The sequence below is a fragment of the Natronomonas gomsonensis genome (assembly GCF_013391635.1).
Lineage (GTDB): Archaea > Halobacteriota > Halobacteria > Halobacteriales > Haloarculaceae > Natronomonas > Natronomonas gomsonensis_A.
Window position 1 is genome coordinate 928,247 of sequence record NZ_JACAWU010000002.1, and the last position, 21,218, is coordinate 949,464.

The 21,218-nt window shown below is 60.5% G+C and carries 23 protein-coding genes and 1 pseudogene; 9 read left to right on the top strand and 15 right to left on the bottom strand.

What is annotated here, in order from left to right; translation table 11 throughout:
- Window positions 1-197: 197 nt before the first annotated feature.
- Window positions 198-392, bottom strand: coding sequence for a cold-shock protein (locus HWX69_RS13270; protein ID WP_156708026.1), 195 nt, complete (start codon window positions 390-392; stop codon window positions 198-200).
- 240 nt (window positions 393-632) lie between these two features.
- Window positions 633-1,601, bottom strand: coding sequence for an acetamidase/formamidase family protein (locus HWX69_RS13275; protein ID WP_178917565.1), 969 nt, complete (start codon window positions 1,599-1,601; stop codon window positions 633-635).
- 579 nt (window positions 1,602-2,180) lie between these two features.
- On the opposite strand from HWX69_RS13275, the gene HWX69_RS13280 reads away from it, so the two are divergent.
- The 5 genes from HWX69_RS13280 (at window position 2,181) to HWX69_RS13300 (ending at window position 6,591) form a co-directional block, all read left to right on the top strand.
- Complete coding sequence (locus HWX69_RS13280; RefSeq protein WP_178917566.1) at window positions 2,181-3,167, top strand: hypothetical protein; 987 nt, start codon at window positions 2,181-2,183, stop codon at window positions 3,165-3,167.
- Between the two features lie 183 nt (window positions 3,168-3,350).
- Window positions 3,351-3,812, top strand: coding sequence for a hypothetical protein (locus tag HWX69_RS13285; RefSeq protein WP_178917567.1), 462 nt, complete (start codon window positions 3,351-3,353; stop codon window positions 3,810-3,812).
- A 245-nt stretch (window positions 3,813-4,057) separates the two neighbouring features.
- Window positions 4,058-4,291 carry a DUF1328 domain-containing protein gene (locus HWX69_RS13290; protein WP_178917568.1) on the top strand — a complete coding sequence of 78 codons (234 nt, stop codon included), beginning with the start codon at window positions 4,058-4,060 and terminating at the stop codon, window positions 4,289-4,291.
- 38 nt (window positions 4,292-4,329) lie between these two features.
- On the top strand, window positions 4,330-5,172 hold the full coding sequence (locus tag HWX69_RS13295; protein ID WP_178917569.1) for a YihY/virulence factor BrkB family protein: 843 nt from the start codon (window positions 4,330-4,332) through the stop codon (window positions 5,170-5,172).
- A 126-nt stretch (window positions 5,173-5,298) separates the two neighbouring features.
- A complete protein-coding gene (locus tag HWX69_RS13300; protein ID WP_178917570.1) occupies window positions 5,299-6,591 on the top strand; it encodes a DUF389 domain-containing protein in 1,293 nt (430 codons plus the stop codon).
- A 184-nt stretch (window positions 6,592-6,775) separates the two neighbouring features.
- On the opposite strand, the gene HWX69_RS13305 is transcribed toward HWX69_RS13300, so the two are convergent.
- Window positions 6,776-7,738, bottom strand: coding sequence for a hypothetical protein (locus HWX69_RS13305; RefSeq protein ID WP_218644793.1), 963 nt, complete (start codon window positions 7,736-7,738; stop codon window positions 6,776-6,778).
- Window positions 7,739-8,061: 323 nt separating this feature from the next.
- Window positions 8,062-9,462 (bottom strand): FAD-binding oxidoreductase, encoded by a 1,401-nt coding sequence (locus HWX69_RS13310; RefSeq protein WP_178917571.1) that lies wholly within the window; start codon window positions 9,460-9,462, stop codon window positions 8,062-8,064.
- Window positions 9,463-9,581: 119 nt separating this feature from the next.
- On the opposite strand from HWX69_RS13310, the gene HWX69_RS13315 reads away from it, so the two are divergent.
- From HWX69_RS13315 to HWX69_RS13325, 3 genes are all read left to right on the top strand, one after another.
- Entirely contained in the window at window positions 9,582-10,508 is a 927-nt protein-coding gene (locus HWX69_RS13315; RefSeq protein WP_348643023.1) for a helix-turn-helix transcriptional regulator, read from the top strand.
- Window positions 10,509-10,979: 471 nt separating this feature from the next.
- Complete coding sequence (locus HWX69_RS13320; protein ID WP_178917572.1) at window positions 10,980-12,860, top strand: CHRD domain-containing protein; 1,881 nt, start codon at window positions 10,980-10,982, stop codon at window positions 12,858-12,860.
- Between the two features lie 238 nt (window positions 12,861-13,098).
- Entirely contained in the window at window positions 13,099-13,956 is an 858-nt protein-coding gene (locus HWX69_RS13325) for a lamin tail domain-containing protein (protein WP_178917573.1), read from the top strand.
- Between the two features lie 85 nt (window positions 13,957-14,041).
- On the opposite strand, the gene HWX69_RS13330 is transcribed toward HWX69_RS13325, so the two are convergent.
- The 4 genes and pseudogenes from HWX69_RS13330 to HWX69_RS13345 all read right to left on the bottom strand — a co-directional run bounded on the left by HWX69_RS13330 (window position 14,042) and on the right by HWX69_RS13345 (window position 15,863).
- Entirely contained in the window at window positions 14,042-14,281 is a 240-nt protein-coding gene (locus HWX69_RS13330; RefSeq protein ID WP_178917574.1) for a hypothetical protein, read from the bottom strand.
- Between the two features lie 236 nt (window positions 14,282-14,517).
- Window positions 14,518-14,951, bottom strand: a pseudogene (locus tag HWX69_RS13335) (nucleic acid-binding protein).
- A gap of 32 nt (window positions 14,952-14,983) precedes the next feature.
- Complete coding sequence (locus HWX69_RS13340) at window positions 14,984-15,235, bottom strand: hypothetical protein (RefSeq protein WP_178917575.1); 252 nt, start codon at window positions 15,233-15,235, stop codon at window positions 14,984-14,986.
- Between the two features lie 238 nt (window positions 15,236-15,473).
- Window positions 15,474-15,863, bottom strand: a complete 390-nt coding sequence (locus HWX69_RS13345) for a hypothetical protein (protein WP_178917576.1) — start codon at window positions 15,861-15,863, stop codon at window positions 15,474-15,476.
- Between the two features lie 216 nt (window positions 15,864-16,079).
- On the opposite strand from HWX69_RS13345, the gene HWX69_RS13350 reads away from it, so the two are divergent.
- Complete coding sequence (locus tag HWX69_RS13350; protein ID WP_178917577.1) at window positions 16,080-16,226, top strand: hypothetical protein; 147 nt, start codon at window positions 16,080-16,082, stop codon at window positions 16,224-16,226.
- Window positions 16,227-16,260: 34 nt separating this feature from the next.
- On the opposite strand, the gene HWX69_RS13355 is transcribed toward HWX69_RS13350, so the two are convergent.
- The 7 genes from HWX69_RS13355 to HWX69_RS13385 form a co-directional block, all read right to left on the bottom strand.
- Window positions 16,261-16,710, bottom strand: a complete 450-nt coding sequence (locus HWX69_RS13355) for a hypothetical protein (protein ID WP_178917578.1) — start codon at window positions 16,708-16,710, stop codon at window positions 16,261-16,263.
- Between the two features lie 47 nt (window positions 16,711-16,757).
- A complete protein-coding gene (locus HWX69_RS13360; protein WP_178917579.1) occupies window positions 16,758-17,777 on the bottom strand; it encodes a deoxyhypusine synthase in 1,020 nt (339 codons plus the stop codon).
- Between the two features lie 62 nt (window positions 17,778-17,839).
- Window positions 17,840-18,541 carry a hypothetical protein gene (locus tag HWX69_RS13365; protein ID WP_178917580.1) on the bottom strand — a complete coding sequence of 234 codons (702 nt, stop codon included), beginning with the start codon at window positions 18,539-18,541 and terminating at the stop codon, window positions 17,840-17,842.
- Window positions 18,542-18,612: 71 nt separating this feature from the next.
- On the bottom strand, window positions 18,613-18,936 hold the full coding sequence (locus HWX69_RS13370) for a transcription factor S (RefSeq protein WP_178917581.1): 324 nt from the start codon (window positions 18,934-18,936) through the stop codon (window positions 18,613-18,615).
- Window positions 18,937-19,056: 120 nt separating this feature from the next.
- Window positions 19,057-19,500, bottom strand: a complete 444-nt coding sequence (locus tag HWX69_RS13375) for a hypothetical protein (protein ID WP_178917582.1) — start codon at window positions 19,498-19,500, stop codon at window positions 19,057-19,059.
- Window positions 19,493-20,299 carry a coiled-coil domain-containing protein gene (locus tag HWX69_RS13380; protein WP_178917583.1) on the bottom strand — a complete coding sequence of 269 codons (807 nt, stop codon included), beginning with the start codon at window positions 20,297-20,299 and terminating at the stop codon, window positions 19,493-19,495. The genes HWX69_RS13375 and HWX69_RS13380 overlap by 8 nt, the downstream gene beginning before the upstream one ends.
- Window positions 20,300-20,371: 72 nt before the next feature.
- Window positions 20,372-21,208, bottom strand: a complete 837-nt coding sequence (locus tag HWX69_RS13385; protein WP_178917584.1) for an RAD55 family ATPase — start codon at window positions 21,206-21,208, stop codon at window positions 20,372-20,374.
- Between the last annotated feature and the right edge of the window lie 10 nt (window positions 21,209-21,218).

Below are 21,218 nucleotides of genomic sequence, written 5' to 3' on the forward strand. Positions count from 1 at the left end.
GCCTCCGAGGCGTGCGTCCGTTCGAGTATCGAGTGACCATACTGCCGTCTCGTGGGGGTGATTATTAAAACGAGGTCGTCGGGAATCGGTCGAAACCCGTTCCTGCACCTTCTGTAGCGCTGTCGCTATCGGAGCAGTCCTCGAAAGAAGCGAAGTTACGTGGCGTCGCCGTGTGGCGACGGTGCAGTAACCGTTAATTACGCGCGGACGACGTTCGTCGCGCGGGGGCCCTTGGGGGCCTGTTCGATCTCGAATTCGATTTCCGTCCCTTCCGTCAGATCCTCACCGCCAACGTCCTCCATGTGGAAGAAAACGTCGTCGTCAGAGTCCTCAGTCGCGATGAAACCGTAGCCGCCTGTGTCGTTGAAGAAATCAACCTTACCGTTTACCATTGCGATTAACCGGAGTAGAGGTACACGGATAAGGGTTCCGTATACGTCGCTCATTTCGCCAAATTAGTATACGAACATCCAGTGTAGACGCCATCACCAGAACATCACTGCGTGTATGCGGTGTTCTTCAGAAATATTGTCCGATTCAGCAGAACCAACGGATGCTTCGGTGGAACCCAAAGTTCTCACCTATTCGACATATTATGTGGACAGTTAGCATTGGTGTAGCGCTATTCAGAGTTACCTCGCGTCATCGCTCGGGAAGATGCTCTCCGGAAGGTACGCCGACACCGTCCACGTCGGTCGGTTCACGACCTGATTGATTTTCAAATCGACCGCGGCAGAACAGAGGAGATACGCCTCCTCGCGAGTGAGTCCCCGCTCCGCTTCGAGGTGGTCGACCATGTGACGGACGGCCAGTTCCGTCGCTTCCATGAGGTCGTCTGCGACACCCGTCGTCCCGTAGGTCGGTTCGTCGGCACCACTCGCCGTGAACGGTCCCATCGTCTCGAACTGAGGGCCGTCGATGTCCATATCCGACCGCACCGAGAGCCGAGCGGTGACGAACATCGGAGCCTCGATGCCGGTGACGCACACCTCACCGTCACCCTGTGCCGCGTGGCAGTCGCCGATGCTGAGCAGCGCACCTTCGGCCTCGACCGGGAGGTACAGCGTCGACCCCGCCGTGAGGTGTTTGATGTCCACGTTGCCACCCACCGGTCGCGGTGGGACGGTGCTGTGGGTTCCCGACTCCGACGGCGCGACGCCGACGACACCCGGAAACGGGTGTAGCGGGACTTCGATTCCGTTCACGAACCGGCCGACATCGCCCTCGAGGTCCCACACGTGGAGTCCGGGGTCGTCGAACGCCTCGGGAAGTAGTCCCTTCCCCGTATCGCCCGGATAGAAGTAACTCACACCGAACCCCTTGTGCTGGAAGTCGAGGAACTCGATGGCGAGTACGTCACCCGGTTCGGCCCCCTCGACTCGAACGGGGCCAGTCAGCGGGTGCCCCTCGAAAGACATCGTCTCGAGGGCTTCGACCGTCGACTCGCTGTCGAAGTGACCGTCCGGCGCTCCGCGGCACTCGAATCGTACGACTGACCCCGGTTCGACCGACTCGATAGGGTCGAGAGTATTACTCCAGGTTCGATGGACGTTCTCGTCTCGGGCGCTGATTTCCCGGTCGACGGGGGGTTCCGGTGACACACCCGACGGACGGACCCGACGGGCTAAGAACTACTGGTGACAGTGCTCGACGTCCCGTTCGTCTTCGGACGCCCCGTCCCGAAAGCCGGCCCCGACCATTCCGAGTACCGATTTACCAAGGTATCCACCGGTCAGCGATTTTCCCGGCAAGGGGGTCCAGAGGACCGCTTCCTCGATTATAATAAGTACCTACCGGTTGTTTCACGCGCTGAAATCCGACCTGCAACCGTATTATTATCATATATTTCAATCATATATTATCCAATAAATTTCCGGTATTACGTTTAAACGATGAACGATTCTGAACCATCTTCTCTTTATTTGATTTCACTTCTGGAAGGTAATTCTACCCGTTAGGGGTGGTAACAGATGAGCCGAAAATCAGAGAAGCCAGAATGGGGAATCAATAGACGAACAGTACTGAAAAGTGCGGCGGCGGCCTCGGGCGCGGGATTGGTTGGTGTGTCGGCAAGCGGGACGGTTGCTGCTGACGGTCATTGTTCGGACGATTGTGCGGCAGCGGAAGCGTGTGAAACCGAAGTCCCACTGTGTGCTGCACAGGATATCGAGGTCGGCACGGTGTATGTACGGAGGAGCGGTGAGGAAGAAATCGACGTCAATTACGAGTTGAACGACGATACCGAAAACGACTGGTATCTCAGGGAAACGCACCTGTACGTTGGCACGACGGACCCTCGGGAGCTGTCAAGCTCCCCCGGTCAGTTCCCGTTCAGCAAGGAAGATTACGGTGACGGTGTCACTGAGGACACGTACACTATCAGTTTCGACGAGATTTGTGAGTACGAACTCGGGGGCGGAAACGGCAAAGGCGGGGGTGGCAAGTGGGACGTAGGCGACAGCTGTGGCGTAGCGGAAGGCGACTGTATCTGGGTTGCCGCCCACGCAGTGGTTGACGAGGTTCTCGAAGAAGCACCGTACTTCGCTGCGGATGCGACCTACGAGGCCGAGCAGGGCGTCAAAAAGAATGGAAATGACATCGATGAGGACAGGTCGAATCCCGAAGACGCGCTGGTCAAGGCGTATCCCGACGGGGATTTCTTCAGCCTCGGATTCATGCCCGATGGAGATGGCGGATTCGAGGAGGAAGGTGGCTGGGTCGAGGTCACCTTCGACTGCCCCGTAGTGAACGGCGACGGTGATGACTTGCGACTCTGGGAAGTTACGTTCGCACCGTATCCACTGGAATCGGCCGACGTCTATGCGTGGTACGATGACGAGTGGGTATACCTGGGCCAGGCCGACAACTCGGGACAGGGCGACGAGGGAAGCCCCGAAGCACACACGCTATCGACGTTCGATCTCGGAGACCCTGCCGACGAGAACTACGACGAGGTCGAGTCGACGGAGAAACTCCGTATCGTCGATACGACCGATCCCGGCCCCCACAATGGGAACGCCGACGGGTTCGACCTCGATGGCATCGAGGTGCTCCAGGACTGCACCGCAGACGAAACTGCGTGGGGCGACGGCTGTGAGGGCTGTGAAATCACCGACGGCGGAAACTGGGCGACCTACTTCCAGTACAGTATCGGGAGCTGTACATAAGAAGAAACGGTATGCGTAGACGATTTCGGGGACCTCGAAGCAGGTGATGAAATCGGCGGAGATAATCTCAAGGGTGTTACAATCACGTCGGCAAGCGGTGGTTCAATTGTAGCAGCAGAAGAGGGCCAAGAACCTACATTCTATGGTGCGCCCAACGGCGACAACTCCGTCAGTAATGGCTGTATGGGTGAGAAGGTCGATGTCGGATTTGGGGACAGAGACGCGAAGGAGAGTGGAGACCCTCAAAACTTGGATTTCGAATTCGAAGACCCAGTCTTCGAGTTCGAACTGCGGATGCTGGATTTCGGCGACTACAATCCTAACGGAGATGGGCATCACCTCGTCGAGATTACTGCGTTCGATGGTGCTGACAACCAAGTCGACTCTGAGAAAATCGAATACTGGACTAATTCCGCTGTGAATCCGGAGACGGCCTGGAAGACGAGTCAAAAGGATGAGGTCCTCTGGCATGACCTCTACGAGGCCGGTGATGCCTGTGATGCAGAAGCAGGGCACCCCGGCGATTACACCATCGAATTGACCGGAGAGGGAATCGAGCGGGTTGCACTCCGTTTCGGTGAGGGACACGACCCCAATATCGCGTTCGACCTTCCCTGTATTGAGAGGGAAGTCGAAATCTACTAAAATCGGAAGTGAACGGATAATTCCTACTATTTTACGTGTTTTGGAAAAACTGATTCAGTAGTTGAGGTTCACTCTCGACCGTTCTGTCTTGCGAGTGTAGAACTCACGACGCACCGTCACACCCAGTAGCTTGCCGAGAACGGTTTCGAGATGCATCGCGTTCTATCGCTGCTGAGGCTCGGCTTACTCACATTCTGTCAGTTTTGAGACTTCATAACTAATGGCGCGTCCCTACCATTCCCAACATGGACACCACCACAATCGCAGCGTCAGTCGAACATCAGTTGTTGTCCGGGGTCGGAACCCTGGTTCCGCTACAGTTCTCGGGCGATTTCCTTCAGTGGGCGGTGATATTTTTCATCATCGCCATCGTCGCAGCAGTCTTCGGTGCCCGCGGAATCGCAGGCGTCTCGATGACCGTCGCGAAGTGGTTCGTCATCATCTTCCTGGTGTTGGCCGTGATTTCGCTCCTCCTCTGAGCGTCCCCGATGACTGAGTACGGCGTTCCCTTCGACGCATGAGCTCGTCGGGACAGGACGATACCGGGGACGACTCCAGTACGTCGTTTCGGGAGCTCACCTCAGAGGTCATCGCACTCGCACAGAAAAACGACATCAGCATCGTTGCCTCGGGCGTTGCGTTTTATTTGTTCAACTCGCTCGTGCCGTTGCTGTTGTTCGTGTTTATCGGACTCTCTGCGACCGGGAGGCTCGGGCCCGGTATCGAACTCTTCGGGACCGTAGCAGGACTCGATATCGGGGAGTTCGTCGCTTCGTTAGACTCGGTCGTCGGCGACGACGCCGACCGACGACGAGCAGCCGTCATCGCCGGTTTGATTCTGTTGTGGAGTTCGCTGCGGTTGGTCCAGGCTATCAACGTGTCGTTTCAAGCGATTTACAACGTGCGCCACGAGCACTCGCTACTCGGGACGATTCTGGACAGTTTGATCGTTTTCGCAACGATTATCCTCGTCGTTCCCGCTATTTCGCTGCTCGTTGTGGTACTGATGGTCGTAACGGACGTTTCGGTCGTCAGTGTGGCCAGTGCCCCTTTGCTGTGTGTCGTGCTCTTGGGTGGGTTTCTGCCGATGTACTATCGGTTTTCGGCCCCGGAAACCACACTCCTGCAGGCGTTTCCAGGAGCGGCGCTTGCTGCAGTCGCTTGGGCGCTCTGTGCTGTCGGCCTCCGACTGTACATTTCGACCTCCGAGAGCGTCGAACTGTACGGCGTCGCCGGCGGCATCCTGTTGCTGTTGACGTGGCTGTACGTCGGTGGTTTGATGCTCCTTACTGGGGCGGCTCTGAACGCCGTTTTGACCGACGGCGTCGAAGTCGACGTCGACGACCAGCCCGACAGGTGACCGTTCGAGCGACCGACGACGTCGGGACGTTACGGGGTCTATACATATACACCTCCGTCACCGGAACTCTTCATGCGACTGGTGAAGGTCATCGTTGACGAGGGCGACCTGAAACCGGTACTGGCGGTGCTCGACGACGAGGAAATCGATTATCTCCGCTTCGAGAGGGTTGACACCGGAACCGGGTCCACCGACGAACTACTCGTGGAGTTCCCGCTACCGGACCAGGCAGTCGAGTACGTCCGCGACCGACTCGACGAAACCGGCGTCACGGGCCGGTATCTCGTTACGGTCAGGGCTGAGTCGGCCCAGACCGAGCGCTTCGCCGCGCTCGAGGACCGGTTTATTACCGGGACTGAAGAGGGAGACAGCATCTCACCGGAGGAACTGCGAACTACAGCCCTCTCCCTCCATCCTGATCCGATGGCATACTACGCAATGACGGTCATCAGTGCGCTCGTCGCCGTTTCGGGCCTCCTGCTCGATTCGGCCGCGCTCGTCGTCGGTGCGATGGTTATCGCCCCACAGGTAGGGTCAGCGCTCACCGCCAGCGTCGGGGCAGTCATGCACGACTGGTCCATGCTCAAACGCGGCGTGCGCGCACAGTTCGTAAGTCTCTCGCTCGCCATCGTCGGGAGTGCGGTATTCGGCGTGGTGCTGCAGTCAATCGGCTCGGTCTCTCCCGTAGTGCACCTGGAGACTATCGCGGAGGTGGGCGAACGGACCTCGCCGGGAGTGCTCACGCTGGCGGTCGGCATCGTTGCAGGGAGTGCAGGAGCCGTGGGCTTGGCGACGGCCCTCCCGGTGTCACTCGTCGGCGTCATGATTGCTGCAGCGCTCATTCCAGCGGCTGCGACCGTCGGAATCGGTCTCGCCTGGAACGCGCCGAGCATCGCAATCGGGGCGCTGGTCCTGCTCATCGCCAATCTCGTCGCTGTCAACGCGTCCGGCTACCTGACTCTTCGGGCGTTCGGCTACCAATCGGAGGATGACACCGATTTCTCCGCTATCCGAAAGGCAGTTGTTGCCATCGGCCTCGTCGCTCTCGTCGTACTCACCGGTGCCACGTTCACCCTACAGGCCTCCTTCGAAAACGAGGTCAACGAAGCAGTCAACGAGGCTCTCGATGAGGAAGAGTACGAGGATTTAGAACTGGTTCGAACCCGGACGGATTTCCTCTTCGTCCCCGGATCCGAACCTCCCGGCATCACGGTCGTTGTCGGCCGCCCGGCGGACCAATCGCACCCGATGCTCGCCGAGACCTTGGGAGAAACGATATCGGAAACGACTGAACGAGACGTGGCCGTCCGGGTCGAGTTCGTCGAGCGCCAGCAGTACGAAACCGGGAGGGTAAACGTGGGAACGGCTCGGGGTCAGGGGATGGAGTTATCGAGAATCACTAACCACTGGCGGAATTAGATGGCCGATTTCCACACCGTCTTCGGCTGAGAAAGTACACACAGGACTGGCCTCGATACTCACGGCTCACAATCCATCCAATGGATACGTTCAGCGACTCTATGGAACCAGCTCGTGTTGGTACTTCCCGTCTATCGACAGCAGTGCACAGCGAACACCGTTGCTCGTCGCCTGAATCACGGTGTTACTGGTCGAACTCCAGTCCGACATCGGCCTTCAGGGTGAACACCGTCGATTCGAGGGAGTGTTTCGAGACGGTAAGCATGCGAAGCATGTACGAACTGAGAAGGACGTACGGCGAAAGCGCGATGACGAACGCGAGGTTGACGTAGAGGAGTCTCGATCGGACTCCCGGAAGTGTCGTTCGCGGGAAGAGGCCAGTATCCATCGCGAGCAGAACGTACGACGTGAAGACGATGACCGGGAGCGAGAGAATGAGGAGGGAACTCGATAGGTTTCGGAGTTCCCGCTTGAAATACAGCGTCGTGAAGTACTCTCTACCGGACGCGAGAATCGTGAGTATCCGAAGCAGTGTCGCGAGCGAATCGTGATCCGATTCCGTAAGTGCGTCCCCGTGGGTGGCTTTCAGGCGGCGGGTCACGTTGATGTGGCGGGCGTATGGGTAATCGAGCGTGCTCAAAAGGAGGATCGACACTCGAGGATCGCTTTGCCGGATTCGCCTCTCGATTTGGGACAACCGCGTCTCGATATCGTCGGCGAAGGCGAGCAGATTCGCCCTCGCTTGCTCGTCGGTCGTCGAGTTATCGGTGGTCCGGATCGAGTCCGTTTCAGAATGGATCGCCTCGATGACGTACTGGAGAAACGGCTGTAACCCGGCCGGACTGACGCCGTCCTCCACGAGTTCCTCCAGTTCGATCTGGAAATCGATGGAGTCCTCGATGCTGGCCAGTTTGACCTGGAGAGGAGCGAACTCCTGGGCGAGGGCCGCAGTATTGATCGAGAGAACGACCGAGACGAAGAGGATGATTCCGCCTAACAGCGTGTTGAACAGGGTCTGAACCGCTCGTGTCTCGGTGACGAGCCGTTCCATCTCGAACTCCCAGACGGTTCCGACCATCAGCAGCGCCAACAGGATGACGACCTCCGTGACAAGTGCGAGTACTCGTCGATCTCCGGATAAGAACACCCACCGAATCAACCAGCCGACCGGATTTCGGGAAAAAGTTCCGAAAGAGTCGGAATCAGCGTCTGTATCGGCTGTATCTGTGACCTGATCGGAAATAACGTCGTCAACTCGATTAGTTCGACTATGCTGGCGTATGCTAATCACTATGCGGCTGCTAGAGACGGTAGGGTGCTGATACCGTATGAACTACAGACGTGATTCGCCGACGTTTGCTCGTCTCTTCTCGAAAATGTCTGGATAGAAGGCTGGCCGCAGAAATCACACCCGGAGATTCATACAGTGAGTTGAAGAATACAAGCGAGAATCGGTCGATACTGGTCACCTCAATCGGTGGAGGTGACATCCCGATTCAAGTCGAACAGGTTCTCTGGGTCGTACTCGTGCTTCAACGCGACCAATCGTTCGTAAGCCGGACCGAACGTGGTCTCCAGTGCGGTCTCACCCCCTTCGAAAAAGCCCGGGAAGTTCAGGTAAAACGAGCCGTCGGAGAACTGCCGCATATCGGCGATACAGTCGCGAACCCACTCGACGTTAGCCCCGTCGTTCACGGGGGCCTCCCAGTTCGCCTCGATTCCCAAGAGGAATGGCGCGTGCCGGCCCGCAAACGCGCTCTCCCCGGGGTCGACGTTCGTGATCGCGCCACCCAACTCCCAAACGTCGACGGTCGTGAGCGGCGACGGCGCGGTCTCCGCCCAGTAGCGGATTCGGTCGATAGCGGATTCGGTGAGTCCATCGAGATAGAGCGATTTCCAGTAGTATCGCATCCCATCGGGGTAATCCTCGTCGAGAATCCGTTGGAACTCGGCGTATGGCATCGTTCCACTGAAGTCAGCTATCGGTTCGCCGAATTCCCGCAGCGGTGCAAGCGCCGCTTCACCTTCCTCCGGGGGTCCTGCGTAACATCCCAGAAAACCGACCTTACGCTCGTCTACCACGTCGTCGGGGAACAGCTCCTCGTCCGGCATCACGCCTGTTGACGAGAGCGTGGTAACTTCGTCGGGCGCATCCGAGACGTACTCGCGGTACGCGCGTAGATACTCGGCCGTCCGCTCCCCAGAATAGAGTACGAAACACGTCGCCACGTCCGGTCCGACCGGGTGAAGTTCGAACTCGAAGCCCGTCACGACTCCGAGTCCGCCTCCGCCGCCACGAACCCCCCAGAACAGCTCCTCGTTCTCGTCGGCGCTGGCGGTCAGATACCGGCCGTCCGCGGTGACCACGTCCACAGAGCGGAGGTTGTCACAACTCAGGCCGTACTTACACCGGAGGTGGCCAATGCCACCGCCGAGGGTGAGCCCCGCTACGCCGGTTTTCGAGACGACGCCGCCGGGCGTCGCCAAGCCAAACGGCTGGGTTTCGTGATCGACGTCGGCCCACGTCGCGCCGCCCTGGACCCACGCCGTCCGTTCTTCAGGGTCGACCCACACGGCCCGCATCTCCGAGAGGTCGATCACGAGCCCATCGTCGCAGACGGCCGTGCCAGCAACGTTGTGCCCGCCACCCCGGACAGCCACACGAAAGCCGTTCTCGCGAGCGAATTCGACCGCACGAACGACGTCTGCCGTGCCTCGACAGCGGGCGATCAGCGACGGATACTTATCGATCATTCCGTTCCAGACGGCGCGCACATCGTCGTATTCGTCGTCAGCGGGAGAAATCACGTCCCCGTGTACGTCGGTTTGAAACTGCTCGATTCGTTCCTCGTTGATGATTGATTGTGCCATACTCACCCGAACGATTGCGGAGCTGTTAGCCTCATTCACTGAGAAGCGTCTGGCGGGATAGACGCTGTTTCAGGCCGTGAGATACCTCTCACGTTGCGTACGCGATAGAGTCATAATCTATGCTAACTTTTGTCAAGGTAGTGAATCCCGTGGAGTTCAACAACCCTGAGCAAACGGCTGATGACGGACGCCCACCGCCTGGCTCACCGGTCCTTGAGGCACTCCTAGAGAACGCACGAAATCAACAGTACCTCGGACAGCGCCTCGACGCCGCGGGCGATCGTGTCGACACAGATCTACTCGGCGATATCGTGCGACACGGACCGGTTCTGGAGGCGCTCCGTGCGGAACCGCTCAATCGCCGGGAGATCGAGGAACGCCTCGACGTTTCGCGCGCAACGAGCCACCGCTTCACGCAGTGGCTCGACGAACAAGGCTTCGTCGAGAAGGTCGACGGTCGGTTCCAACTGACTGGGCGAGGTGAGGCGGTCGCCGACGACGTGCTCCGGTTCGAGGCGAACGTTCGCACCGTCGACCGGCTCGCACCGCTTCTCGACATCATCTGTGAGGACCACCAAGAGTTCGTGATCGAACCGTTCGTGGATGCAAGAGTTACTCTTGCGGAGCCAGAGAATCCATACCAACCGGTCGAGCGGTTCATCTCGCTACTCAGTGACTCGGAGACCTTCCGTGGATTCAACACGACACACATGGCACCGCTCGTCCTCGGCGGATTCCACTACCAGATCTTCGAGGAAACCGACACGGAAATCGTCTATCTCCCCCACATTGTCGAGAAACTCTTCGAGACCTACCCGGAGCGCGCCCGCGAGGCAATCGACCATGGACATCTCGCCCTCCGAACCCGTGACGATCTGCCGTACGGTCTCGCAATCTTCGACGAGTGCGTCGGAATCGGAGGCTACGACGAGGCCACTGGACTCATGCAGGTGTTCGTCGATACGGACGAGCCGATCGCGTGCGAGTGGGCCGACCGCGTGTACGCCTCGATCAGAGCGGATTCGGAACCACTCGATGAGAGGTAGCGGATCGCTGGTGACACACGTTCGAGAGACACGAGCTGATACTCAAGCGTTTCGAAGGTGAAGACTTTGCCTCGCGTATGTTGACCGAGCCCCTCCGATTCACGGTTTCGTTCTTGAAGGCCGCGTCATCAACACACGCAACCACTTGGTAAGCCTACTCACGTCCGTCCCACGCTGACGAGCGAAAGACGGGCTTTGACCGCGAATAAGCTGAGATGAACCGAGAGTAGACCGTCAGCAGACTCGTTCAGCGATGACGCGGAAACACCTAAACGTGAACCGCTTCGATCGGCTTATTCACTTTCTTTGTGCAGTGATATCGTCGACGCCAGACCGCGTATCCGTGAGATTACACTTTATTCCAGATAGTCGCTTCATAGCTAAACAATCGATTCACGTAGGTCGGATACGATGTCTAATGAACCGCCTGAGTCGTCCGCGAGGAAAAGTACGTATCGACGCCGAACGGTAATGGGAGGGCTTGCAGCGAGTGCGAGTCTCGGCGCACTCGGCTCGGAAGCCAGCAGCCAAGCACAAGCGCAAACGGATGACGAACCCGAAGAGTGGCCCCCAGTGGATATCTGGGAAGCACACGTCGCCGTCCTGTCGGGGAATCAAGCCGACGTCGAAACCGATGCGAGTGGTTGCACGCACATGATGCCGGGTGAGGAAGGGACGCTCGTGGTCGATCTCGTGCTCGAGGATATCGAGTGTGTCACCCAGGCGCATATCCACGAGGGCGGGCGGGGAGAGGATGGACCGGTTGTGGCACCGCTTCTCGGCTACACCGAAGAAGTGGACGGGAGCGGTGACGGCGATCCGCTAACCACCCCTCGGGACGTCCCGCTGATCGAAGGGACAGTCGTCGACGACCCCGAGCTCGTCGAAGCCATCTTGGACGATCCGGAAGCGTACTACGTCAACGTACATACGGTCCACAATCCGGGCGGAGAGATTCGCGGACAGATCCGCGGATTCGACTTCGGCCAGGAGACCGAACTCGAACCGGTGCCGGCGGAGTTCACTGTCTCGGGACTGGACCCGGATGATATCGAAGTGGTCCGTGGCGAGCAGATAGACGTGTCCGCGCGGATTCGAAACGTCGGCGACATTACCGACATCCAAACCGTCGAACTTCGTATCGACGACGAAGTCGTCGCGGAGCGCGAATTGGAGCTAGCCTGCCGTTCCTCCAGGAGGATTCGATTCGAGGATATCGACACCGACGGTTTCGACCCGGACGAGTACGAATACGGTACGTTCACCGAAGGCGATTCGGAGACGGGGACGCTCACCGTCCTGCGACCGGCGGAGTTCAGAGTCTCCGATCTGAACCCGGAGGACGTGACCGTCACGCAGGGAGATCTAATCGATGTCTCCGCGACCATCGAAAACGTCGGCGACGTTTCCGATACGCAGACGGTCGAGTTCCGGGTCGACGACGAGCCTGTCGCCGAAGGGAGGTTAGAACTCGACGGAGGCGAGTCGAGACGGATCGCCTTCGAGGAGATCGACACGAGCGAACTCGACCCCGACGAGTACGAACACGGTATATTTACCGAAGACGATTCGGAGACGGCGACGCTAACCGTATTGAGCCCGCCGAATTTCATGGTTTCGGAGCTTGAGCCGATGGACGTGACCGTCACCCGCGGAGACCAAATCGATGTCTCCGCGACTATCGAAAACGTCGGCGAGGCGGCGGGTACACAGACGGTCGAGTTCCGAATCGGCGGCGAAACCATCGACGACCAAGCGCTCGAACTCGATGGAGGGGCGTCCGAAGCGGTCGGCTTCGATGCGGTAGACACCTCGGGGCTCGAACCCAGCGAATACGAGCACGGTGTTTTCACCGACGACGACTCCGTAACGGGGACACTGACCGTCGAAGCGGTCCAAGAAGCCCAGTTCGTGGTCGCCGAACTCGAGCCGGAGGTTCAAACCGTCGCCCAGGGGGAGCAGTTCGGCCTCACGGCGAGAATCGAAAACGTCGGCGAAGTGGCTGGCACGCAGACGGTCGAACTCTCGCTCGCTGAGGAGATTATCAGCGAACGAGAAGTGGAGCTCGAGAGTGGGGAATCAGCAATGCTCGACTACGAAGAAATCGAAACCGTCGGTCTCGACCCCGGCGAATACGAGTACGTCGTTTCCACCGGCGACACCTCCGCAACGGGGACATTGACCGTCGAAGCGGTAGACGGTGACGGCGAAGAAGAGAACGGCGAAGACGGTGAGGATGATGGTGGAGAGGAAACCCCCACCGAAGACACTCCTACGCAAGACACACCCACCGAAGACACTCCTACGCAAGACACACCCACCGAAGAAGATGGAGACGGAGGGGATACCTAAACCGTCCAAAGATAGCGGGTATACACCGCGGCTGATATCTATCGGTAGTACCCGGAGTCAGTCGTCGTCGCGAGACGCTGCGACGGTATCGCTGGGACGTGGAGGGACAGGTCCTCGAACGTTAGAATGGTCGGGGACTCTCGTAAGAGCGGGTTACGGGAAGTAACAGCGAATTATCACCGAACAGCCTGCGAAACGATGTCGATAGTTAACGGGTAGTCCTCGCTAATGCGCTGCCATGTCCGATAACTCCGACCGCGCTGCGTGGCAGGTGACGACCGACCGCGAACGGATACGAGAGTGGGCCGAAGACCACGAGGTAGTGCCCGTCCTCGACGAGAGAGGTGGTAATAATCTGCGGCTGCTCTCGAACCCCGACGACGACCTCGGCGAACAGCTGTCCTGGGACCGGTTCTTCGAGCGCTTCGAGACCGAACCGCTGGCGCTTCGGTACCGGGAGACGGCGACCAGGGGAGGAGGCCAGCCGGCCTACGAGTTCGTGGACAGAGACGAGATTACTGAAGCGGAAGTCGACGAACAGGTGCCCCCAGACTCCTTCGAGGCGGAGATGCACGAGGACGACGGCGAAAGTCAGCGGACGCCCCCGGGACCGGGGACGGAGGGGACCGGCGTCACACAGGTCGACAGCGAGACGGCCGCCCGTAGCGACGAGGCCGCCGAGAGAGACGAAACGCCGACTTCAGACGTGGACGACGCGGCTGAAGGGGACACCGCGATATCGTCGTCGTCACGCGACGACGAGGTAGGTGCGTTCGTCCTCGACGAAATTCACGAGCAGCCTGAACTCGTAGACAACGTCGAGGAGGAGTACCTGACGTTCCGGAACACGGGCGACGAGGCACTGAACCTCTCGGGGTGGGTCGTCGAAAACGAAGACGGCCAGCGGTTCGTCTTCCCGGACGGATTCATCCTCAATTCCGGCCAGAACGTCACGGTGCACAGCGGCCGGGGGTCCGACACCGAGACCGATGTCTACTGGGACGCCACGAACGTGGTCTGGAACGACGACGGTGACACGATTACCGTCAAGGCTGCGGACGGGCGAGAGGTACTTCGAGAGCCGTACCTGAAGTGAGTGGGGCGCTCGACTCACCCGGAGGTAATCGTCAGAAACGCGAACTACGATTGTTCCATAGAGGGGATGCGAATCTCGGTCGGTATCAGACGTTGAGCCGAACTGTCGTGTCGGTGATTTTCGAGACGTACTGGTCGGTCAAGTGGTGGACCCCCTGGTTCACCGTTCCGTCCCAGTTCAGTTCCGAGAGCGTCTTTGAATCGGCGTCCGGGCCGACTTCGACGTACAGGTCGCCGTTCCGTACGTCCTCCACGATACCGACCTCGACGCCGTTCTGGTCGACCACCCGCTTTCCGAGGTGTTTGTCGGTGTATTGAGCAACCATACGTACGAACATACTCGCGCCAACGTCGAATGCGTTTGGGGTGTCCTTGCTTGCAAAAGTCCCCGCGAGCCTCCGTGGTTTCGCGAACCAGACCGGGACCTATGTCTATACTGTGGCCACATCCAGATCTCCGTAGAGACGGGATTTGCGGTCAAAAGTGGCGGCCATTGCACTCACGGCTCACAATCTATCCACGGTGAACGTATGTAGCGGGATTGTAGAGTCCACTCTTCGCGTTACTGTTCGTCCAGCAACTCGATGCCGCGCTCCACAACAGCCTCCGTCACGAAGAGACTCGTCTCACGCTGGAGTGCTCGCATACGCGATGCTGCTTCGTCTCTGCCGAGCAATCCGCGACCGAAACCGACAGCGATGACGCCGATAGAACCGCGTACTTCGACACCTGTGTTGGAGGTACCTCTCGGGCAGCGAGGTCGTCAGTTAGGAGAACGATTCCCCGCTCTTCAGCGACTGCAATCGCGGCGCGTTCTCCGGCGTCCAGTTCTTCAGTTCCGACTCGGCTTCCACCGGCTTCGACGAGTTCGTACGAGAAATCGGCCAACCCCTCTGGAACGCCACCGGTGTCGACCTCCTTGTAAACCGTGTCTGGAACGAGGAGTGTGTCAAACGTCGCGAGCAGTTCGAGCAAGTCGATTTCGGCGAGGTGAATGAGCGGTCATGCGTCCGAGACAGCCGCACGCGTCACGCGTTCAAACCCCAGTCGACGTCTGCCTCAACGACCTCCCGCTCTCGATCCGCTCGCTCGACTTTCGTCCGACCGACACGTTCGATTGCTTCCTTGCGGTCGAGTTCACCGTCGAGGTACCGCGCGAGAACGAGGTTCTCCCACAGGTGTTCAAGACCGCGTTCGAGTGCCTGCTCGAATACTTCGGACTCCGGAAGGCCACGGGCTTCGGCGATTTCTCGAACCCGGTCGGAGATTTCGGCGGCCATACCGTATGACTGCTCGGCAACGTTCATAAATCCGTGTCTGCCTACTCGGCGAGAGCCTGACCGGGGCCTATGTCTACGGTGGCCACGACCAGATACCACAGAGACTCATTCTACCGTCAAAATAGCGGCCTCGGCACTCATAGGGCTCGTCACCGTCGGCTGCCTACACCAACTCGGCCCGCTGGCTCGTCATCGGCCACTCACGGATAAAACGTCGAACGGCAAGTGCGTTCCGTCGTTACTCCTCGTCGGCCGAGGGGATGAAGCCGAACTGTTCGCCGACGCCGAAAACGTCGAACTGTCGGAGGAGTTCGGCGAACTCTTCATCGGAGGGGTCGACGAGCAGGAGGTCGTTGTCGAAGTCCATCGACAGCGTGTCCTCGCCGAAGTCGACGAGAAAGTTCCCGTCGGTGAACTCCCCAGCGATCTCGTCGCTGGATTCGACGGCGTCCTGTAGCAGTTCGCCGACGGACTGGCCGGTGTTTGCGGCCTCTTCCAGCAGTTCGACAGCGATGTCGGGCGCCGAGGAGGGGTCCTCGACGGCCTGCTGGAGCAAGTCACCGAGCGTCTGACCGGTGTCTTCCATCTGTGCCTGCAGTTCCTCGAACAGCTCTCGTGCGTCGCTCATGTGATTCGTCCGACTCGTTCGGGCGGGATAGGCGTGGCGGTTCTCTCGAAATCCGGCACACGTTCGGTGGTGAGGGCTTTCCACGGTCGTGGAATCCCGAATCCACGCCTTTCCACGAGAGTGCCGCTTCGAGACGACGGGATGGGTCCGGTCGCCACAGCGACGTGACAGCCTGCTGGAATAGCTGTTAAGTAGGCTCCAGCGCGATTAAGTACCATGTCCCTCGGTACCGTACAACGCTGTCTGGAGTGTGGCTTCGAGGCGCCGCCGGGCTCCGACGCGTGGAGTCGCGTCGAACACCCACCGCTCGGGACGCTCACTCAGTGTCCGGAGTGTGGGAGTACGAACACGCACACCCTTTGAGAGAGCGTCTCCACGCCGGAAGGGAAGCGCCCGGTCAGGAACCGAACGCGACTTCGATGCCGAACATCGCCACGCCGATACCGACGGCGATAACCGACCCCGCGAGCAGTTGTGCGCCGAGGCCGAAAACGAGCCCAGCGAGCACCGCACAGAAGCCGACTATCGTGCCGAGGCCGAACACCGCGTCCCCGGCCCCGAGTGGTTCTTCGTCGGGATAGGCGGCCGCAGCGGTCGCGAGGAACACGTGAACCCCCAGCGGGACGACGGAGACGACTGCGTACCCCGCATCCGTCCATCTGGGAGCGATTGCGGTCAGTTCGGTGAACTCCCGCAGCGTCGACACCGTATCGAGATAGAACAATCCGACGAACTGAATCAGGCTGTCGGTCACGGTCGTCGGGTCTCCGGACGTCGAGGCGACGACGATCGACGCGCCGACGAACCCCCACGCGAACAGCCAGACGAACACCTGATACGCCCCCATGGCAGTCGTCTCTTCGCCGTCGGGCAAAAATCCGACGGGTGTTTCGACTAGTCGCTTCGGTCGAGCGCCGCCGCGACCACGAGCGGGAGCGTAATGGTGGCGTCGGCGTACACCGAGACGTTCCGGGCGTCTTCCTTCAGTTTCCCCCAGGACCGCGCCTCGTCGAGCGTCGCTCCAGAGAGACCGCCGGTTTGCGGCGGGTCCATCGTCAACTGGACCGCATAATCGTAGGCCTCCGGCGTCACCAGCATCGTCTGGAGGACGTAGTTCTTCGGGACGCCACCGCCGACGACGATGGCCGCCGTCGACTCCGCCTCGTAGGCGAGGTCGTTCAGCGGCGACATGTCCTTCAGGGCGTCCAGCGAGAAGCCCGAGACCTGCGAGCGGAGCCACGCCTGCAACCCGAGGACGGAGTCCTGAATCGCCGGGACGTAGACGGGCACCTCGTTCTCGTATGCCGCGGCGGCGATGCCGGCGTCCTCCTCAATGTCATCGCGGTCGTTGACCTCGCTGTTCGCGCGGCCGAGTTCACGGGTAAATTCGGCGATGGAGACGACCTCCTCGCCGACGGCCTCGAACACCTCCTCTCGAAGGTGGTTCTCGAACAGCGCGAAGTGCTCCTGTGGGAGGTACACGTTGTAGATGCGGTCGACTTCCTCGTGGCGTAACTGCTCGTCGAAGTCCCGCTCCTCGAGGTCGGGGTGCTCCTCCCGGCCGTGATGGTGTTTGCCGCCGATGGCCTCGATTGAATCGTGGGTGAGGTTCGCGCCGGTCGTCACGAGTGCGTCGATGTGGCCCTCCCGGATGAGGTCGGCGACGATGGCTCGCATCCCGGCGGGAACCATCGCCCCTGCGAGACCGAAGAAGGTGGTCGTCTCCTCGCTGGCGAATATCTCGCCGGTCACGTCGATTGCTTCCCCGAGGTTCGCGGCACCGATGCCCGCCTTGCCGTACTCGTCGGCGAGGTCGGCGACGGACATCCCCGCGGTGACGCGTGCGTGCTCGACGGGGTCGTGGTCGAACTCCTCGCGCTCGGGCGGTTCGTAGGTCTCGCTGTCGTCGCTCATTGTGGGACGGTCGGCCGGCGAGCGTTTCAAGGGCGCGATTTTCGGACGGACGACGGACGGCGTCAGGTTCGCAACGCGGCTGCGACGGTTCGGACCTGCGCGAGACCGTTAGCGACGAGGGCTTTCGGAAACCGCCGCCGGGCGTTGTCGATGGCGTCCGTCAGGGCGTCGTCGGCATCCTCCTGGACGCCGGGACCGTGTCCGGAGAGCACCCGGTTCGGCTGAAGGTCGGCAAACGCCTCCCGAGGCGGCGTCAGCCGACGGAGCAACATGACGCCGAGGCGCTCGTCGCCGACGCGCATGTAGTCGGCGGCGCCGACGGATTCCGACGCCACGAGCGTCTCGCCGTCGTAGAGGGCGTACTCCTGCCAGGTGCTGCCGCTCCGGGCAACCTCGATGAGTTCGTACTCGCCGAGCGTTCCGCCCACGTCGAGACGGTCGGTCGGCGCGTCGATGGCGCCGGCCACGTCGGTCATCGGTGCCGGCAGCGTCACCGGGACGCCGTGGCGCTCGGCGAACGTGTCGGCATCGCGGGTGTGGTGATTCGAGAGGACGACGACGCCGGCAACGTCGCCGAACTCCGCGATGAGCTCGTCGACTCCGGGGGCGTCGATTGGGTCGACTAGCCACACGCCGTCGTTCGTCAATAGGGCGTGGCTGGCTCGCTGCATCGTCTCTTCGGGATGTGCAATCCAGCCGACGCCGCCCATCCAGCGGTCTATTTCCTCGTAGTCGGTGGGGGAGTCCGTCGCTTTCGCTGGCATGGTCACTACGACCACCGACTGGCGTTAAAGTGTTGTCGTGGCGACAGACTATGCGAACGACGGCCGAGCGGTCAGTTGTACTCCCGCCAGCGGTACCCGCAGTCCTGACACTTGAAAAAGCGCGTCGGCGGTTCGTCGGCGGCGCCGGTCTGTTTGATGGTGTACCACGCCTTCCCGTGACCGCACTTCTCGCAGGTCACGTCGTCTGCAGTCGGCTTGCCCTCGAAGTTCGCACCCTCTTCGGTTTCGATGAGTTCGGCCTCGGATTGGGCCTCCGTCGTGACGAACTCCGCGGCCCGCTCTTCGTCTTTCGACTGTCTCGCCCCGCAGGACGAACACACCATCTCGCCGTCCGCGGAGTGCATCATCGAACCACACTCGTCGCAAAACTGCATGGCTGGTGCTAGCGGTCCGAGAGGCAAAACCGTGTGGATTCACACGGACTGTTGTCGCTTGGTCTCAGTCATCGCCGACCCGCACTGGCGATGGCCGATACATCGTTACAACACTCCGTATCACTCCTCGTCGGTCAGTATCTCGTCGGTCGGCCCGCGCCGCTTGGCGACGATTGGACAGTTCCGAACCCGGAACGACTCCATGTCGACGTGTTCGACGATTTCGGTGCCGTCGTGGGAGCAGGACACTTCCGGCGGCGTCGAGAAGTATTCACACGACTGGCAGTACCGACTCTTCGGAACGACGGCCGTATCGCCCTCCCGGTCGACGTCGTCGTCGGCTGCCGCGACCGAATCCGCCCGGGCGACGGTCTCGGACGTTTCCCCGTCTTCGAGGGCGTCCCAGAGAGCATCTTCGTCGACATCGCCGACCTCCATCTCGTCGAACAGTTCGTCGGGGTCCACGTCGGCAAGGTCGCCGTCGACATCGCGGTCCAGTTCCGCGAAGGGGTCGTCCCGTTCCGCGTCGCCGACTGCATCGTCGCGGCCGTCGTCGTCACGCATCGGTGTCCTCCCCGCTTTCGATTGCTGGCGGGTCCTCGGCGGTCAGTTTCGGGCTTCCGAAGAGAGAGGTCGACGGGGCCACGTTGCCGAACTCGATGCCGCAGTTCGGGCAGGCGGGTTCGGTCAGCAGCGCGATATCGACTGAACTCGAACACCCGCTGCACTTCGCCGACCTGATTCCCTCCCGACCGGCCCGCCGTTTGAGGTCCTCGAGGTGCCGCTCCCGTTCGGTGTCGACGTCGTCGCTTCGGTTCCGTAGCGCCACGACGATGCGCGCCAGTCGGCCGAGTTTCGACGATACGTCATCGAGTTGCTCCTCGACTGCGTCGACACTATCCGAGAGGTTCGCCACGTCGGTTCCGAGCCCGTCGATGTCCTCGGCGAGGCCGTCCACTCGTCGGTTCAGTTGGTCGATGTCGGCGTGGTCGTGGTCTTCCTTCGCGCGGTCCTGTAACCCATCGCGGAGTTGGAGCACCCGGTTTCGGATGTCGTCGACGTGTTCGTCGAGTTCGGACTCCAGCGAGCCGACGCGGCGCTCCAGTCGCTCGAGTTCCGCTTCGTCAACCGTCTCGATTCGACGCTCGATGTCGTCGAGAAATTCGGCGTCGAGCGTCGGCTTCTCGAAGGACGTAGTTTCGTCGCCATCGAGGTCGGCCGTCGTTCGATAGGCGCTCAGCAACTGGACGACCAGTTCCTCGCGGTCGACGTCGAGGGTGTCGGCCCGGTCGTCGAGCCACCGTTCGAGTTCCGACGGTAGCGTCACCGACATGTCGGGTTCGTCAGCCGACTCCGTAGCCATTGCTACCCCTTACCGACGACGGGCAGTTAAGGGTTCGGCCGTATCGCGACGTGACCGGACGGAACCCCCGGCTTATCGGATTTTCCGAACGTCGCTGATGTCGAATCCGGCGTCGCCGATTTCCGTCTCGAAGCGAACGATGTTCTCGTCTTCGATGCGCGAGAGGACCCCGCGGAACTGTTTTACGACCATCGTTCGCGCGCGGGCGCTCCCGCCGCTTTCCCACTCGAACAGGAGCGTTCCGTCGGCGGCGTCGACGAGTTGGCCGTGTTTTTCGGCACCGAGGGTCTCCTGGTTGATGTGGACGAGAATGAGCCCGCCCCACTCGTAGGCTGCCCGCGAGAGTCCCTTCAACAGGACCGGAATGTCGCTCCACGGCAGGCTGTCGGTCCGGGAGCCGATGAGGTCGGCGATGGAGTCGATGACGACGACGTTGCCGGCAGCGTGGCTCGTGAGTCGGTCACCGAGTGCCTCAGTGACCGTCTTTCTGTCCTGGGTCTGTCCCAAATCGGAGATGCTCGCCGTCTTGTCCGCGTACCACTCCCGGGGGACGGGGCTGAGACGGAAGTACTCCGGCGAGAGGTCGTGAAACGACATGTTGTCGATGCCCGCCTCGACGACCTCCTCGTCCATCGCGAGGGTCATCTCGCGGTTCACCTGCCGTTTCTCGGAGGTAAAGGAGATGTAGTGGACTTCCTCCGGGGCGGAGGCGCGGTCGTCGATGCCGCCGTAGTAGAGGTCGAACAGCTCGGGGTCGCCCTTCGCGAGGCCGTTCATGATGGCCGCGGTGTACATGAACTCCCGGGCGCCGGCGCCGGCTTCCCCCGACAGCAGCACGACGCTGCCGGGCGGCGCACCACCCCCGATGGTCGTGTCCAAGCGTCGAATCCCGAACGGGATGCGGTCCATGCACACCCGT